Source organism: Nocardioides sp. Z38_18, from assembly GCF_058215695.1.
This window is the reverse complement of the sequence record NZ_JBZAJE010000002.1, coordinates 1,600,953-1,616,774: the sequence shown is the minus strand read 5'-3', so window position 1 is coordinate 1,616,774 and position 15,822 is coordinate 1,600,953. Positions and strand designations below refer to the sequence as shown.

The 15,822-nt window shown below is 71.6% G+C and carries 16 protein-coding genes; 8 read left to right on the top strand and 8 right to left on the bottom strand.

Going from position 1 to position 15,822, the window contains the following annotated elements; translation table 11 throughout:
• Positions 1-6: 6 nt before the first annotated feature.
• Genes AC4BGC_RS18860 through AC4BGC_RS18850 form a run of 3 tightly spaced genes read right to left on the bottom strand, consistent with a single transcriptional unit; the run spans position 7 to position 1,940 of the window.
• Positions 7-525: a TspO/MBR family protein gene (locus AC4BGC_RS18860; protein ID WP_490557120.1), complete on the bottom strand. Its 519-nt coding sequence runs from the start codon at positions 523-525 to the stop codon at positions 7-9.
• Positions 522-1,457: an oxygenase MpaB family protein gene (locus AC4BGC_RS18855; RefSeq protein ID WP_490557119.1), complete on the bottom strand. Its 936-nt coding sequence runs from the start codon at positions 1,455-1,457 to the stop codon at positions 522-524. Before AC4BGC_RS18855 ends, AC4BGC_RS18860 begins: the two co-directional genes overlap by 4 nt.
• Positions 1,458-1,487: 30 nt before the next feature.
• The gene (locus AC4BGC_RS18850; protein ID WP_490546855.1) at positions 1,488-1,940 is read right to left on the bottom strand and encodes a nuclear transport factor 2 family protein; all 453 of its coding nucleotides are present in this window, start codon (positions 1,938-1,940) and stop codon (positions 1,488-1,490) included.
• A 100-nt stretch (positions 1,941-2,040) separates the two neighbouring features.
• On the opposite strand from AC4BGC_RS18850, the gene AC4BGC_RS18845 reads away from it, so the two are divergent.
• Positions 2,041-2,337: a type II toxin-antitoxin system VapB family antitoxin gene (locus tag AC4BGC_RS18845; RefSeq protein WP_490546856.1), complete on the top strand. Its 297-nt coding sequence runs from the start codon at positions 2,041-2,043 to the stop codon at positions 2,335-2,337.
• Between the two features lie 5 nt (positions 2,338-2,342).
• Positions 2,343-2,855 carry a LytR C-terminal domain-containing protein gene (locus AC4BGC_RS18840; RefSeq protein ID WP_490557118.1) on the top strand — a complete coding sequence of 171 codons (513 nt, stop codon included), beginning with the start codon at positions 2,343-2,345 and terminating at the stop codon, positions 2,853-2,855.
• Positions 2,856-2,876: 21 nt separating this feature from the next.
• Here the strand turns inward: AC4BGC_RS18840 and AC4BGC_RS18835 are convergent, their stop codons facing one another.
• The gene (locus AC4BGC_RS18835; RefSeq protein ID WP_490557117.1) at positions 2,877-4,376 is read right to left on the bottom strand and encodes a potassium/proton antiporter; all 1,500 of its coding nucleotides are present in this window, start codon (positions 4,374-4,376) and stop codon (positions 2,877-2,879) included.
• Between the two features lie 185 nt (positions 4,377-4,561).
• On the opposite strand from AC4BGC_RS18835, the gene AC4BGC_RS18830 reads away from it, so the two are divergent.
• From AC4BGC_RS18830 to AC4BGC_RS18810, 5 genes are all read left to right on the top strand, one after another.
• Positions 4,562-5,308: a hypothetical protein gene (locus AC4BGC_RS18830; RefSeq protein ID WP_490557116.1), complete on the top strand. Its 747-nt coding sequence runs from the start codon at positions 4,562-4,564 to the stop codon at positions 5,306-5,308.
• Positions 5,305-6,843 (top strand): sensor histidine kinase, encoded by a 1,539-nt coding sequence (locus AC4BGC_RS18825; RefSeq protein WP_490557115.1) that lies wholly within the window; start codon positions 5,305-5,307, stop codon positions 6,841-6,843. The genes AC4BGC_RS18830 and AC4BGC_RS18825 overlap by 4 nt, the downstream gene beginning before the upstream one ends.
• 7 nt (positions 6,844-6,850) lie before the next feature.
• Positions 6,851-7,507, top strand: coding sequence for a LuxR C-terminal-related transcriptional regulator (locus AC4BGC_RS18820; RefSeq protein ID WP_490557114.1), 657 nt, complete (start codon positions 6,851-6,853; stop codon positions 7,505-7,507).
• Between the two features lie 83 nt (positions 7,508-7,590).
• Positions 7,591-9,051 carry an FAD-binding protein gene (locus AC4BGC_RS18815; protein WP_490557113.1) on the top strand — a complete coding sequence of 487 codons (1,461 nt, stop codon included), beginning with the start codon at positions 7,591-7,593 and terminating at the stop codon, positions 9,049-9,051.
• 274 nt (positions 9,052-9,325) lie between these two features.
• Positions 9,326-10,600: a GNAT family N-acetyltransferase gene (locus tag AC4BGC_RS18810; RefSeq protein ID WP_490557112.1), complete on the top strand. Its 1,275-nt coding sequence runs from the start codon at positions 9,326-9,328 to the stop codon at positions 10,598-10,600.
• Positions 10,601-10,636: 36 nt separating this feature from the next.
• Here AC4BGC_RS18810 and AC4BGC_RS18805 read toward each other — a convergent pair whose 3' ends face one another.
• From AC4BGC_RS18805 to AC4BGC_RS18790, 4 genes are read right to left on the bottom strand one after another with little or no spacing between them, the layout of a single operon-like run.
• A complete protein-coding gene (locus AC4BGC_RS18805; RefSeq protein ID WP_490557111.1) occupies positions 10,637-11,557 on the bottom strand; it encodes an NAD(P)-dependent oxidoreductase in 921 nt (306 codons plus the stop codon).
• A 10-nt stretch (positions 11,558-11,567) separates the two neighbouring features.
• Positions 11,568-12,608 (bottom strand): ABC transporter substrate-binding protein, encoded by a 1,041-nt coding sequence (locus AC4BGC_RS18800; protein ID WP_490557110.1) that lies wholly within the window; start codon positions 12,606-12,608, stop codon positions 11,568-11,570.
• A complete protein-coding gene (locus tag AC4BGC_RS18795; protein WP_490557109.1) occupies positions 12,605-13,456 on the bottom strand; it encodes an ABC transporter ATP-binding protein in 852 nt (283 codons plus the stop codon). The genes AC4BGC_RS18800 and AC4BGC_RS18795 overlap by 4 nt, the downstream gene beginning before the upstream one ends.
• A gap of 8 nt (positions 13,457-13,464) precedes the next feature.
• Positions 13,465-14,226: an ABC transporter permease gene (locus AC4BGC_RS18790; RefSeq protein WP_490557108.1), complete on the bottom strand. Its 762-nt coding sequence runs from the start codon at positions 14,224-14,226 to the stop codon at positions 13,465-13,467.
• A gap of 64 nt (positions 14,227-14,290) precedes the next feature.
• Between AC4BGC_RS18790 and AC4BGC_RS18785 the strand changes: the two genes are divergently transcribed.
• Positions 14,291-15,727, top strand: a complete 1,437-nt coding sequence (locus AC4BGC_RS18785) for a lactate racemase domain-containing protein (RefSeq protein WP_490557107.1) — start codon at positions 14,291-14,293, stop codon at positions 15,725-15,727.
• The last annotated feature ends 95 nt before the right edge of the window (positions 15,728-15,822 follow it).

Sequence of the window (15,822 nt, the reverse complement as noted above, 5' to 3'; positions counted from 1 at the left end):
GTTCGGCTAGGAGTTGCGCCGTGCGATGGCGCTGTTGAGCACCGTGGCGAACCCGCACCAGGCCGGGTACGGCGCCAGCGCGGCACCCAGCGCCGGATCCACCGCGGCGACCCGCCGGGTCAGCGCCGCCGAATGGGCAGCGAGCACACCGCACCACGCCGACGAGAGCCACGGCCGGCGCACCCGCCAGAACAGCACGCTCCAGCCGGTGTTCAGCACCAGGTTGGTCGCGAGCGCCCGTCGCAGCGCGGCCACCTCGTCGTTGCGGCCCTCACCCTCGAGGATGGTCAGCGCGGCGGCGGTGGTCACCACGATGTCGGCGTACAGCGGCGTCCAGACGAGCGGGAACACGATCGGCGGCGGGTCCCAGGACGGCTTGTCCAGCCCGGCGTACCAGTCGCTGTCAGGGGTGGTCGCCGCAGCGCCGAGCGCCGCGCTCACCCCGGCAGCGGCTCCGGTGGCGGCCAGGTTGCGCAGGCTCCGGCCCCGCCCCGGTCCCCGGGTGAGCTGCGTCCACGCGCTCACCGCGAGGCCTGCTCCGTGACCTCGGCGCCGGCTCGGTCGGCCGTGGCCCCGGGCGCCCGGTCCTCGAGCCCGGCCATCCCCCACCGCACCAGGGAGGTCGACAGCGAGCCTGCCCGCGAGGCCAGGGCGACGCCCGGACCGTAGACCGGCAGCCGGAGCCCGGTCCGGGCCCAGGCCGGGAGCAGCGCCACGCCGCCGGCCGAGATCAGTGCGTACCCCGGCCGTGCGACCAGCGGCACCGGCGGGTTCAGCAGCATGAACCTCGTCGCCTCCCGCGCGGCCGCCGTGCTGGCCAGCTCGGGGCGGTACGCCGCGATCACCTCGTCGAGCTCGGCGACCGTGCTCGGCAGGTCGGTGGCGCCGAGCAGGGTGGCCGCGACGTTGGCCTGCTCGACGTAGAGGTCGGCCTCGCTCGGGGTCAGCGGCTGGGCCGAGTAGGCCTGGAAGGCGCGCAGGAACGACCAGATCTCGGCCACGTGCACCCAGCGCAGGAGGTGGGGGTCGTCGGCCGCGTAGGGACGGCCCCGCTCGTCGGTCCCCCGGACGAACCGGTGCACCGAGCGCACGTGCTGGATGGACCTCTCGGCGTCGGCGACGGTGCCGAACGTGGTCACGGCGAGGTAGTGGCTGGTGCGCTGCAGCCGCCCCCAGGGGTCGCCCTTGTAGCCGCTGTGGCCGGCCACCCCGGCCATCGCGGACGGGTGCAGCGACTGGAGCAGCAGCGCACAGATGCCGCCGGGGAACATCGCCGCGTCGGCGTTCACCCGCCAGATCGGGTCCTCGCTGGTGAACCAGCGCTCGCCCTCGCTGCCCCAGATCCTCCGCGCCCGTTCGGGGGCGTCGTCCCCGGCGACCCGGGAGCGCAGTGCCAGGCCCAGCCTGCGCTGGACGGAACGGGTGGCGGACGAGGCGATCAGGCGAGGTGGGACCACGTGCTCGACACTAACCAGCCGCCACAACGCTCAGGCGTCGTACGCCGTGCCGCGCTTGACCTGGTAGGAGGTCAGGTCGGCCGTTGACATGCTCATCTCATAGGTACGCCGGTAGCCGGTGTGCGCGATCCGCCAGCCGTCCGGCGTACGCACGTAGCGGTCGGTGTAGAACGCGGCCCCCTCGAGCACGAAGTCGAGCTCGGGAACGATCACCTTGTCCTCGAGGTACCAGACCCCGGTCGCCTCGTCCCCGTCGACGACGACCTCGGGGTGGTGGGCGTGGTGCATCGAGATCAGCCCCTCGCCGAGGTTCTCCCGCATGTAGGAGACCAGCGCGTCGCGGTTCTCGAAGACGAGCCCCGCGTAGTCGCAGGTCACCTCGGGCAGGAAGCACTCGGCGTACTCGTCCCACTGCTTGAGGTCGAGGGTGCGCAGGTAGCGGTACTTGAGCTGCTTGATCTGCTCGATGTCGTCGTGGGTCACACGATGCTTCTACCACTCAACGGCCACGATCGGAGCAGATCCGGCCTCGGGTCCTGGTCAGGAGCCCGGCCGGGGACCGGTCGCTGGATAGGGTGGCGGCGTGATCTTCAAGCGCGTGGGGGACGGACGTCCGTACCCGGACCACGAACTCGGGCCCCGCGAGTGGGCGTCCCTCCCTCCCCGCCCGGTCCGCCTCGACGAGCTGGTGACCACCAAGGACACCCTCCAGCTCGCGACGCTGCTCGACGAGGACTCCACGTTCTTCGGCGACCTGTTCGCCCATGTCGTGGAGTGGCGCGACGACCTCTACCTCGAGGACGGGCTCCACCGTGCCCTGCGGGCGGCCCTCCAGCAGCGCCACGTGCTGCACGCACGTGTCTTCGTGGCGGGGGACTGATCGCGGTGCGCGGGCGCAAGCTGACCACGGCGGTGACCATGACGGTCCTCGTGGCCGTCCTCGTCGCGATGGCGGTCGTGGGGTTCCAGGCCCTGACCCAGCCGGTGGACCGGCCGACGGCGGTCGAGACCTGCTCGGAGGTGGAGAAGGAGGTGCAGGACTTCCTGCGGCGCAGCGAGGTCCAGGTGAGCGTCTTCAACGCCGGCACCAAGAAGGGTCTCGCCAGCACGACGCTGGCCCGGGTCGAGGCGGCGGGCTTCCGCGCCGGCGACGCGGGCAACGCGCCCCAGAGCGCCGAGGTCCCCCGTGCCGTCGTCTGGACCACCGAGCAGGACGACCCGGCCGCCGCGCTGGTGGCCCGCGCCCTCGGGCGCCGGGTCCAGGTGGAGATCACCGAGACCGATCTCGGCCCGGGGGTCGACGTCCTCGTCGGGGACCGCTTCCGCGGACTCGACCCGAAGGCGCCGCGAAAGATCCGGCTGGCCGAGCCGGTCGAGACCTGCGTCCCGGTCGACTGAGACCGGAGCGGGCCCGAGCCCTCAGCTCGGCGCCTGCTTGCCGTACCACTGCGCGAGGCGGCCGCCCACCGATACCGCCCGGAGGCGCTGCTCGGTGGCCTCCCTGCCCCGGCGGGGGGTGACCACGAGGACGTCGTCACCCCGGCGCAGGACCGTACGCCGCTCGGGCACCAGGGTCTTGCCCGCCCGCACGATCAGAGCCACCGAGGAACCGGGCGGGAGCCGGAGCTCGCCCACCTCGACACCGTGCATCAGCGACTCCGGGGAGATCGTCAGCTGCAGCAGGTCGGCCGCCACCCGCTCCAGCGGCGCGGCCTCGACCTCGAGGTCGCGGGGCTCGTTGCGCCGGGCAACCCGGAGCAGCTTCGCGGCCAGGGGCAGCGACGGAGCCGTGAGCAGGGTGTAGATGACCACGAAGACGAAGACGATGTCGAAGAGCTGCGTGGCACCGTCGATCCCCTCCGAGAGAGGGATGGTCGCCAGGACGATCGGGACGGCCCCCCGCAGTCCCGCCCACGAGATGAACGCCAGCTCGCGCGCGCGCATCGGCTGCACCAGGGCCGAGACGGCCACCGAGATCGGCCGGGCCAGGAACGTCAGGGCCAGCCCGGCGACCACGGCGGTGAGGACGGTGTTGAAGTCGATCCGGCTCGGGGTGGCCAGCAGGCCGAGCATCACGAACAGCCCGATCTGGGCCAGCCAGGCGACCCCCTCGGAGAAGGACCGGGTGGCCGCGCGGTGCGGCAGGTCGGCGTTGCCCAGGATCAGCGCCGCGACGTAGACCGCCGCGAAGCCCGAGCCGTGGAGAGCGGCCGACCCGGCGTAGGCCAGCACGGTGAAGGAGAGCACGGCGAGCGGGTAGAGGCCCGAGCTCGGCAGTGCCGAGCGGCGCAGCAGCCAGGCACCACCGAAGCCCACCACCAGCCCGCCCAGGACGCCGACGCCCAGCTCCAGGACGATCTCGCCGAGGAAGCCGAGCACCCCGTGACCACCGCCGACGCTGACCAGGGTCACCAGCACCACGGTCGGCGCGTCGTTGAGTCCTGACTCGGCCTCCAGGGAACCGGTGAGCCGGCGCGGCAGTGGCACCCGCCGCAGCACGGAGAACACGGCCGCCGCGTCGGTCGGGGAGGTGATCGCCCCGAGCAGCACCGAGAGCTGCCAGCTCAGGCCGAGGACGTAGTGGCTGAAGACCGTCATCACGATCACGCTCACCGCGACGCCCACCGTGGCCAGGGAGACCCCGAGGCGCATCACCGGGCGGATCTCGGGCCACTGGGTGGTGAGGCCGCCTTCGGCCAGGATCAGGATCAGGGCCGCGAACCCGAGCGCATGGGCGAGCTCGGCGTCGTCGAACTTCAGCCCCAGGCCCGAGGAGCCCAGGGCGACGCCCATCAGCAGGTAGAGCAGCAGGCTGGGCAGGCCCACACCCACGCTGAGCCGCACCGCCAGGATGCCCAGCAGGAGCACACCGGTCCCGACCAGGAGCGCCTGGTCGAGCGTGTGTACGTCGAGCGTCATGAGGGCCCTCGGCGGTCGGTGGCGGAGTGCCCGAAGTCTATGGTCGCGGGGGAACCGAGACCGGCGGTGGACGACGTGGCGGGCAGGTGGCCTGCCACTTCGGTGAGGGTACCGGCCCCGCGGCCCCCGACGCGTTCTGGACAGCTGCTTCCGCGTGGCCCCGTGCGCTGACACGATCCTTGGACATGGCCGGGACCTGGCTGCTGTGGACCGCGGGCGACGGGCCTGCGTCCACTGCCCTGCGCAGCGGGCTCAACCGGATGCTCGGTGGCCTGCTCCTCCTGTCCGGGGTCGTCTGCCTCTCCGGGACGTGGCAGCTCGCCCTGGCCCCGGACCGGCTGGCAGCCGCGGCCGCGAGCGCCCTGCTGGGGATCAGCGCCGTACGTTTCCTGCGTGGTCCCGTGGTCGTCGCAGACCTGGTCCCAGCGGGGATCGCGGTGGTCGTCATCGTGCCCTCCGCCGATCCCACCGGTCCAGGCCCCGGCTTCACGGGTCACCTCGTGCTCACCCTGTGGCTGCTCGCCGTCGTGGCGAACCTGCACCCGCGGGTCGCGCGGTGGGTGCTCGCCCTCTCCGCCCCGACCTACCTGCTCGTGTACTGGGTCGGGGCCGGCGACTCGGTGGCCACCGTCGCCGGCCTGGTGATCCTGGACTTCGGGATGTGCATCGCCGGGATCGCCTTCCTGGGCGCCCTGGTGCGCAGCTCACGGTTGCGCGACGAGCTGGCGGAGCAGGCGACGGCGCTGGAGATCGCGGCCGCGCTGCGCGAGCTCGAGCAGACCTCCGGGAGTGCTGTCCGACGGCTCCTGCACGACGAGGTGATCAGCGCGCTGCGCGCGATCGCCGACCTGCCCCCTGAGCGGCAGGACCAGGTCCGCCAGGTCGCCGGCAACGCAGTCGCGGCCGTCCGCGGGCAGGTGGCCGAGCCGTGAGGGACCACGCCGGCCGCACCGAGTCCTGGCGGCGGCTGGCCGCGGCGATGACACGCGACGCCGGCATCCCGGTCGAGACGCATCTCCACGTCTCGGCTCCCCGCGAGGGCGTCCCCGAGGACGTGCTCGACGCGCTGGTCGGCGCGGCTCGCGAGTCGCTGCGCAACGTCGCACGTCACTCGGGAGTGGGCCGGGCAGAGCTCGTCCTGCACGCCACCTCACGCGGCATCGGGGTGGAGGTGACCGACCAGGGGCGGGGGCTGCCCGCCGAGGCCCCCCACGGCTACGGCCTCAGCGAGTCCGTCCTCCGCCGGATGGAGCAGGTGGGGGGCAGCGCGGAGATCGGACCGGGCAGGAACGGTGCCGGCACGCGCGTGCGGCTCCGCTGGCACGCCTCGGAGGAGACCCACGACGACCGGATCCGACGGGCGTACGCCCTCACCATGACGTCGACGGGAGGGGTGTCGATCCTGGCGATGGTGGCCGGACCGATGCTCGCGGCCCAGGTCACGGTCGCCGGGGGCGTCATGCTCAGCACCGCCGGGCACTGGACCGCCCACCAGTGGGCGACGCCGGGCGTCGTGGTCGCCCTCGTGGCCGCGACGATGGTGGCGAGGGGCAAGCTGGAGCGTGGGGCGCCCAGCCTGCTGGGGCTGACCGGGTGGGGCCTGGCGATGGCGGTCACGACCGCCACCGGACTCTGGGTCGCCGGTCCTGGGGCGATGGCCACGATCGAGTCCTTCGTGGTCGGGTTCGCGTGCCTGCCGCTGCTCTTCTTCGCCTGCGTGGCCCCGGTGCGATACGCACCGCTCCTGATCATCCCCGTGTTCGCGGTGGTGGCGCTGGCGACGGCGCTGGACCCGCAGGTCGAGGTGCTGGACGCCCTCGGCTGCTTCACCCCGGCCGTGCTCGGTCCCGGCGCAGCAGCCGGCACCGGCGCGCTGATGCGCCGCTCCGCGGCGCAGACCGAGGGCCAGCGCGCCCGGGTCGTCCGCGCCCACCGGGAGACGCAGCAGGTCGAGTACCTCGCGCGTGCGCGCAGCCAGTACCTCCACCACACCGAGGAGCGCATCCTGCCGTGGCTGGAGGAGGTCGCGTCCGGTGGCGCCGACTGCACCTCGGCCGCCGCCCGGGAGCGGGCGCGGCTGCTCGGCCTCGAGGCGCGCGACGACCTCTACGCTCCCGGGTTCTTCGACGGCGAGCTCCGCGAGCTGGTGACCGAGTACCGCCGAGGCGGCGGCGAGGTGGTCGTCCGCTCGGGGGTCGCCCCCGGTGCCTCCGAGAGGACCTCGGGCCGGGTGCTGCGTGGCCTCGTCGAGACGCTCCCGCCGTCGTACCGGCTCACGATCTCGGCTCAGCCCGGGACCGACGAGCTGCGGCTGGCGGTGGTCCCTGCCCTCCCCGCGGCCGTGCGGGCGCAGGTCGCGGGCCTCCCCCCGCGTGCCTTCATCACGGGCGACGGGTTCGTGACCGTGGTGCGCTTCCCCGACGTCCCCCTGAGTGGGGATCCCCGTGCGGTCGCCGAGCAGGTATGACGTAATCGTGACCTCTCTCCCTTACCCCGGCCGGACGAGCCTGGTCGTGATCGACAACCACCCCACGATGCGGCGTGGGGTGGAGGCGCTGGCAGTCGAGCACCCTGAGCAGTTCGCGGTGGTGGGGTCCTACGACGACGTGAGCCAGCTCGACCTCGAGCGCGACCCGGCACCGGACGTGGTCGTCCTCGACCTCCGGCTCGGGCGCGACGACGTGCTGTCCACACCCTCGATCCCGAGCCTGCGGGAGTGGGGGGCGAAGGTCCTGCTGCACACCTCCGAGGAGAGCCCGGTCCTGCTCCGTGACGCCGTCGCCGCCGGTGCGAACGGACTGGTCCTCAAGAGCGACCGGCCCGAGTCCCTGCGCGAGGCGCTGCTGGCGATCAGCACGGCGGAGTACGTCGTCTCCAGCACCCTGGCCCAGGCGCTGCTCGAGGACCCGGGCCTGACGGCGGGGCTGACCCCCCGCGAGGTGGAGATCCTCCAGGCCGTCGACGACGGCCTGGCCCACAAGCAGATCGCCAGCAGGCTGGGGATCAGCCCCGAGACCGTCAAGAGCCACCTGAACAACGCCTGCCTGAAGTACCGCGAGCTCGGCCGCCAGGTCACCAACACCATCTCGGTGGCGAGGATGGCGCGCGACGACGGCTGGTTCGGCGCCTGAGCGGACGCCTCCGGCTGCCCGACGTCCGCACCTGCGGCGACCAGCCTGCTAGAACTTGTTCTAGTTTGTTCTACACTCCGCCCATGAGCCTCGACCTCCCCGCACCGCTCCCCGAAGCCGACGTGGACGCCTGGAGCGACGAGACCGACGTCGTCGTGGTCGGCTTCGGCATCGCCGGCGCGTGCGCGGCGCTCGAGGCCGCCCGCGCGGGCGCCCGCGTGATCCTGCTGGAGCGGGCCGCGGAGTACGGCGGCACCAGCGCCATGGCCGGCGGTCACTTCTACCTCGGCGGCGGGACCGCGGTGCAGCAGGCGGTCGGCGTCGAGGACTCCGCCGAGGAGATGTTCAAGTACCTGATGGCGGTCAGCCTGGACCCCGACGAGAACAAGGTGCGGGCGTTCTGCGAGGACAGCGTCGAGCACTTCGAGTGGATCGAGGCGCTCGGGATGACCTTCGAGCGCTCGCTGTACGAGAAGAAGGCCGTGATCCAGCCCGGCACCGAGGGCCTGATGTTCACCGGCAACGAGAAGGTGCACCCGTTCCGCGACCTCGCCAAGCCGGCACCGCGCGGCCACAAGGTCCCCAAGCCCGGCGACACCGGCGGCGCGAAGATCGTGCTCGACCTGCTGGCCGAGCAGCTCACCAAGGCCGGCGTCGAGGTGCGCTACGAGACCGGCGCCAGCCAGCTGGTCGTGATGGTCGGTCCGGAGGGTGGCGGCAGCGTGGTCGGCGTCGCCTGGCGCCGGTTCGAGGAGCGCGGCGCCATCCGGGCCCGCTCGGTGGTGATCGCGGCCGGGGGGTACGTCGGCAACGACACCATGGTCAAGGAGTTCACCCCCCAGCTCGGCTCCAAGCTGTTCCCGCTCGCCTCGACCTACGACGACGGCCTCGGCATCCGGCTCGGCGCCTCGGTCGGGGGCGAGCTGCGGTGCATGGACCAGGCGTTCATCACCGCCCCGTTCTACCCGCCCTCCAAGCTGGTCACCGGCCTGGTGGTGAACAGGGAGGGCAACCGGTTCGTCGCCGAGGACTCCTACCACTCGCGCACCTCCGGCTTCGTGATGGACCAGCCCGGCCAGGCGGCGTACCTGATCGTGGACTCCAACCACATCGAGCACCCCGACTTCCCGCTGTGCCCGTTCATCGACGGCTGGGAGACGCCCGAGGAGATGGAGCAGGGACTCGGTATCCCTGAGGGTGCGCTGCAGGCGACGCTGGCGGCGTACAACCAGAACGCGGCGCGCAAGGAGGACCCCGAGTTCCACAAGCACCCCGACTGGCTCGAGCCGCAGGACACCGGGCCGTGGGGCGCCTACGACCTGACCCTGGGCAAGGCGATGTACGCCGGGTTCACCATGGGCGGTCTCAGCGTCAGCGTGGACGGGGAGGTGCGCCGCGAGGACGGCTCCGTGGTCGCCGGGCTGTACGCCGCGGGCGCATGCGCGGTCAACATCGCCAAGGACGGCAAGAGCTACGCCTCCGGGACCCAACTGGCCGAGGGCTCCTACTTCGGCCGCCGGGCCGGACGCCACGCCGCCTCCTGAGCTCCGTCCTGCGCGATCCACCCAAATCGGGGATGCCCCGGCTCCCCGACAACGACCTAGGTTCATCAGGACAACGAGAGGGGGGACGTTGTTGAGGTGTGGCGAGTGCTCGCGCTTCCTGGTCGACTGCGTGGTCTGCAAGGGAGGACGCCTGCCGCACGTCGACTGCGACGCGTGCGCGGGCACCGGCTCGGTGTGCCCGCTGCACGGCCTCACCCGGTCCCGCGAGCGGTGACGGTTTGGAGCCACGGTCGTCCTCGGCTGGAATGAGGGGATGGCCAACCCACCCGCGCAGCAGCCCAGCGCCGCTCCCCACCTCGTCGAGCCCCGGCTCGAGAACGTCACCGACGCGAGCTTCCAGGAGTACTGCGCCGCGGTCTCGCGGGGGTTCCAGGAGACCTACCACCCCGAGACGCTGGACCTCGACCGCGCGGTGTTCGACAACGACCGGACGTTCGGGTTCAAGGCCGGCCCGCGCTGGGTCGCGACCTGCGCCGACTTCGCCCGCAGCCTGACGGTGCCCGGCGGGGCCCAGGTCCCGGTGGCGGCCGTGACCGTGGTGACCGTGCACCCGCCGTACCGCCGGCGCGGGCTGCTCACGGCGATGATGCGCCACCAGCTCGAGCAGGTGGCCGGGCGCGGCGAACCGCTGGCCGCGCTGTGGGCCTCGGAGTCCCTGATCTACGGACGGTTCGGCTACGGCCCGGCCGTCAGCAGGAGCGTGCTGTCCGGCAGCACCCGGAGCCTCGGGTACCTGCCCGGCACGGCCATCGCGGGATCGAGCGACGAGGTGAGCCGGGAGCAGTACCTGGCGGCCGCACCCGCCCTGCACCAGGCGATGCGCAAGGAGCGCCCGGGGACGATGAGTCGCGACGACACGGCATGGCAGCTGGCCCTGTTCGACCTCGAGTTCGCCCGCCGCGGGTCCTCGGAGCTCCACTACGTCCTGCACTACGGCGAGGCCGGCGACCCGGACGGGTTCGCGACCTACCGGTTCAAGGAGAAGTTCGGGGAGGACCCCGAGGGCGAGGTCCAGATCAAGGACCTGTGGGCCGAGGACCCGCAGGCGTACGCCGGCCTGTGGCGCTACCTGCTCGACCTCGACCTGGCGCGGACCTTCCAGTGGTGGAACGGGGCGACCGACGAGCCGCTGCGCCACCTGGTCGCGGACGCCCGGGCGGTGCGGACCTCGATCACCGACAGCCTCTACGTCCGGGTGGTCGACGTCGCGACCGCCCTCGCCGCGCGCGAGTACGCCGCGCCGGTGGACGTGGTGATCGCGGTCGAGGACCCGCTCCTGCCCGCGAACACCGGCTGCTACCGGGTGCGGGCCGGATCGCACGGGTCACCCGCCGAGGTGACCCGGGTGGACACCGACCCGGACCTCTCGATGGGCATCCGCGAGCTCGGGACGGTCTACCTCGGCGGCGTACCCCTCGACCAGCTGCACCGCGTCCGCCGGGTCACCGAGCACACCCCCGGCGCCGTGGCCGCCGCCTCGGCAGCATTCGGCTGGTCGCGCGATCCGTGGTGCCCCGACATGTTCTAGAGCCGCCCTGCGCTGCAAGCAGGAGTCGGGTGCTGCCTAGTCGGCGGCTCCCCGGCGGGCCTGCTGGCCGAACTCCTCCTCGAGGAGCCGGAGCACGGCGACCGAGTCCTCGGCGCCGTGGCCGGCGAGCACGGCCCGGTCGTGCAGCTCACGGGCGGCCAGGCCCACCGACAGCTCGAGGCCGAGGCCCGCGGCGAGCTGGACGGCGAGGTCGTTGTCCTTGCGGACCAGGTCGAGGGAGAACGTCGGGGTGAAGTCGCCGTCCACGGCTCGCGGGGCGATCGAGCGGAACAGCCCGCTGACCGTGGCGGCGCCGGAGTCGACGACGGTGTCCACGAAGACACCGGGGTCGAGCCCGGCCGCCTTCGCCAGCAGCAGCGCCTCGGCCGTGACCGCGTTGATCACGCTGAACATCAGGTTGTTGGCGACTTTCAGCGTGGCGGCCGCACCGACGTCCCCGACGTGGACCACCTTCTTGGCCAACGGCTCGAACACGTCGGCCACGGCGACGTACGCCGCAGCGGGACCGCCCATCGGGATGGTCCACGCGCCGACCACCTCGGGACGACCGAGCACCGGGGTGTCCAGGTAGGTCGTCCCCGCCGCCAGGGCGAGGGCCGCGATCCGACGAGTGTCGTCGGGCCCGATCGTGCTGGTGTCGAGGATGAGACGTCCGGGCGCGGAGGCGGCGATCTCCTCGACCACCTGCTCGACGATCCCGGCCGACGGCAGCGACAGCAGGATGGTCCGGCACTCCTGGGCGAGCTCGGCGACCGAGGCGGCGACGGTGACTCCGTCTCCGGCCGCGCGCTCACGGGCGGCCGGGACCGCGTCGTAAGCCCGGACCGACCTCACGCCGGTGAGCGTGCGCGCGATCGGCAGCCCCATCGCGCCGAGGCCGACGACCCCGACCGGGAACACCCGGGCGGGGCCGTCAGTGTTGGGAACAGAACTCACTGGGCTGTCCTCACTGGGACTTGGCCGCCTCGATGAACAGGCTGGTGTCGAAGAACTCCTTGGGGTCGACGAACTCCGGCACGCCACCGAGCTCGACGTAGGCCTTCTCGGCATCACCGACCCACTTCAAGACATCGCCGTTCTCGTAGGCCGCGAGCCACTCCTCGTTGGTGTAGTCCTTCTGGAACTCCACCTGGTGCTGCAGGTCGGAGAGCTTCGCGTCCTCCTTGTAGCCGATCTCGTGGACCTTCTTCAGCGAGCCCTCGGGGTCGGCGCGGAAGGCCTCGTTGACCTTCAGCCAGGCACCGATGAGCTTCTTGATCGTGGGCTTGTTCTCGGCGTACCAGTCGTTGTTGGCGATCCAGCCGTCGCCGACACCCGCGTCGGGGTAGTTGCCGGCGTTGTCGATCTCCTTGGCGCCCTTGGCGGCCTCGTTCACGCGGAGGTCGAAGGGTACCCACAAGGCGATGGCCGGCACGTTGCCGCCGATGAAGGCGGTCGTGGCGTCGGGCATCTTGGCGTTCACGACCTCCACGTCAGTGCGGGTCAGGCCCGCCTTGGTCAGCGCACGGTGCAGGTAGATGTCCGCGGTGGTCCCGGTCGTGGTGATGACCTTCTTGCCCTTGAGGTCCGCGACGGACTTGATGCCGCTGTCCTTCTGCACGAACAGGCGGGCCGTGGCGGTCTCGCGGGAGTTCAGCATGAAGATCTTGCCCTGCCCCTGGGCCGGGAAGTTCGAGGTGACGCCGCCCATGATCGCGACGTCGAGGTCACCGCTGGCCAGCGCCTGGCTGAGCTCGATGCCGGTGGCGAACGCGGTCGGCTTGATGTTCAGCCCGGCGTCGGCCCACTGGCCCTCGGCCTGGCCCAGCCAGAGCTTGTCGTCGACGGCGATGGTGTGCAGGTAGCCGACCTTGACCACCTTCGCCCCGGACTCGGCCTTCGCCGCCCCGGAGTCGTCACCGCCCTCGTCCAGGGCACCGCACGCGGACAGGAGCAGGGCGAGCAGGGCAACCAGGAACGTCCCGGTCAGTCGTCGCATGGATCTCATCGTCGTTCCTTCTCTCTGTGGTCGTGCGGGGTCAGGGGGACATAGCTGTCGGTGCGCGCCTGGGCACGCAGGGTCATCGACCGCATCGCCTCCTCGAGGTGCTTGCGCAGCTCGATGAAGGCGGGCGAGGTGCGGGACTCCGGCGTCCGCGGCCACGGGACGTCGACGTCGACGATCTCGTGAACGTGCGTGGGCCGGTTGGTGAGCACGACGATCCGGTGGGACAGGTAGATCGCCTCCTCCACCGAGTGGGTGATCAACATGGCTGCTCGGTCGTCCTGCTGGCTGGTCTCGTGCAGCAGCTCCTGCATGAACTCCCGCGTCTGCGCGTCGAGCGCGGCGAACGGCTCGTCGAGCAGCATCACGTCGGGGTCGGTGGCGTAGGCGCGAGCGAGCGCGACCCGCTGGCGCATTCCGCCCGACAGTGTCTTCGGCAACGCCTTCTCGAAGCCGCGCAGGCCCATCAGGTCGACGTACTTCGCCACCACCGCAGCGATCTCCGCGCGGGGACGCTTGTTGCCACGCAGGGTCAGGCCGAACGCGATGTTCTTCTCCACGGTGAGCCACGGGAAGATCGCGTACTGCTGGAAGACGACCCCCCGCCGCGCGTCCGGTCCGGTGACCACGTCGTCGTCGACCTCGACCAGGCCGGAGTCAGGTCTCAGGAAGCCCGCGGCCAGGTTGAGGAGGGTGGACTTCCCGCAGCCACTGGGGCCGAGGACGCTGACGAACTCGCCGGCGCCCACGCCGAAGGAGACGCCGTCGAGGACCTCGAGGCGCTTCTTGCCTCGCCCGAAGCCCAGGTCGACTCCCTCGAAGCGGATCCGTTGTGCGGTGGTGTCATTCATCGAATGGTTCATCGGGCCACCCGCTCCTGCCAGCGGACCATCCGCGACATCGCCACCTGCAGGATCCGGTCCATCGCCACGGCGCAGAGCCCGATCAGGATGATCCCGACGAAGACGTCGGTCTGGCGGAAGTACGACGCCGCATCCTGCATCATCCAGCCCAGGCCACGCTGGGAGGCCACCAGCTCGGCTGCGACGACCGTGGCCCAGCAGACACCGAGCGCGACCCGGACCCCGACGAAGATCTGGGGCACCGTGAGGGGCACGACGACTCGACGGAACAGCTCCCACTGGTTGGCACCCAGCGCCCTGGCCGCACGCACGTAGACGTCGTCGACCGCGGCAACGCTCTCGTAGATGACGATCACGGCGGAGAAGAACGCGGCGTAGACGAGCAGCGAGATCCGCGCCGACTCACCGATCCCCAGGTAGACGATCACCAGCGGGATCAGGGACAGCGGCGGGAGCGCCCGGAAGAAGCTGACGAGCGGGTTGAACATGCTGCGCACCACGGGGAACCAAGCCAGCGCGAACCCGACCGGCACCGCCGCGGCGCAGCCGATCGTCACGCCGATGAGCACTCGCAGCACGCTCAGCCGGATGTCCACCAGGAGCTTGCCGGAGCGGATCCCCTCCCACATGCGCTCGAACACGGCGCCGGGCGTGGGAGTGTCGTCGACGAGCCCGGATGCCACCACGGCCCACCATGCGCCGAGGACCAGCGCCACCCCGAGGATGGGCAGCACCACGCGCCGTACGGTGACCAGCACCAATGCCTCCCCCTGATATACAACAATTTCAGTGCACAATAGGGCCCACCCAGAGGAAAACTGCATGCGACTCGCCATCGAGTACGGCGACGGACACGTCGACGTCGAGCTTCCGGACGACACGACCGTGATCTCCCCGGACCACGCTCACCTGCTCACCCACCACGAGCCGACCCCGTTGGCGGACCCGGTGGCCGCGACCCGTGAGGCGCTGGCGAACCCGCTCGGCACCGGCCCGATCGGCGACCTGGTCAAGCGCGGCTCGACGGTGACGATCGCCTTCCCCGACCGGGTCAAGGGCGGCGCCCAGGCCACGGCACACCGCAAGGTGGTGATCCCACTGCTCCTCGACGAGCTCGAGGCGGCCGGCGTACGCACCTCCGACATCAGGCTGGTCTGCGCGATCGGGCTGCACCGCAAGAACCGGCGCGAGGAGTTCCTCGACTACCTCGGCCAGGAGGTCCTCGACCGGCTCCCCGCCCACCAGGTCGTCAACCACGACGCCGAGGACCCTGCCGGGATGGCCGACCTGGGGCTCTCCGCGCTGGGCGACCCGGTGCAGGTGAACAGCGCGGTCGTCGACTCGGACCTGTCGATCATGATCGGGCACACGGCGGGGAACCCGTACGGCGGCTTCAGCGGCGGCTACAAGATGCCGGCCACCGGACTCACCTCGTGGCGCTCGATCGCCTCCCACCACGCGCCGAAGTCGCTGTACCGCGACGATTTCGTGCCGGCCTCGACGCGCAGCCACTTCCGGGACCAGCTGACCGCGATCGGGCAGGGCATGGAGGCGCGGATGAGCCAGCCGTTCTTCACCGTCGACGCCGTGCTCGACTCCCGCTCACGCCAGCTCGGGGTCGCTGCGGGGTTGATCCCCGAGGTGGAGCAGGCGACGTGGCCGCTGGCCAGCCAGCGCACGGACCTGGTGGTGACCGAGGAGCCCGCCGACGTGCTGGTGGTCGGGATCCCCCGCAACTTCCACTACGGCCCGGGCATGGGCAGCAACCCGATCCTGATGATGCAGGCGATCGGGTCCTCGCTCGTGCGGGCGAAGCGCGCGCTGGTGAACCGGCCGATCGTGATCGCGGCGGCGGTGTGCGACGGCTGGTTCAACGACCTGGAGTTCCCGCCGTACAAGGCCGCCTTCGACCTGCTGCAGCAGTGCCAGCACCCCGCCGACATGGTCGCGCACCAGGAGACGCTGGCGACCGACCCGGAGTGGGTCTACCGCTACCGCCACCACTACGGCTACCACCCGTTCCACGCGTTCTCGATGATCTACGTCGGCGGCATCGCCCGCGACCACTCCAGCGCGGTCTACATCGCCGGAGCCAAGCGCCCCGACCTGGCCCGCGCGATGGGCGCCCGCACGACGCCCACCGTCGAGGAGGCGCTGCGCGAGGCCGAGGCCTCCATCGGTCGCAGGCCGCGCGTGCTCGCCGTACCCGCTCTGTCGAAGCCCGCGTTCCACCTCGCGACCGGGGGCGGAACCATCTGACCCGCATGTAAATCGGGGTTATGGACGCTCATCAAGGCTCCTGCCGGGCTCCGACCGTCCATAACACCGCGTTACATGCCCGATGCCGCCCGCCT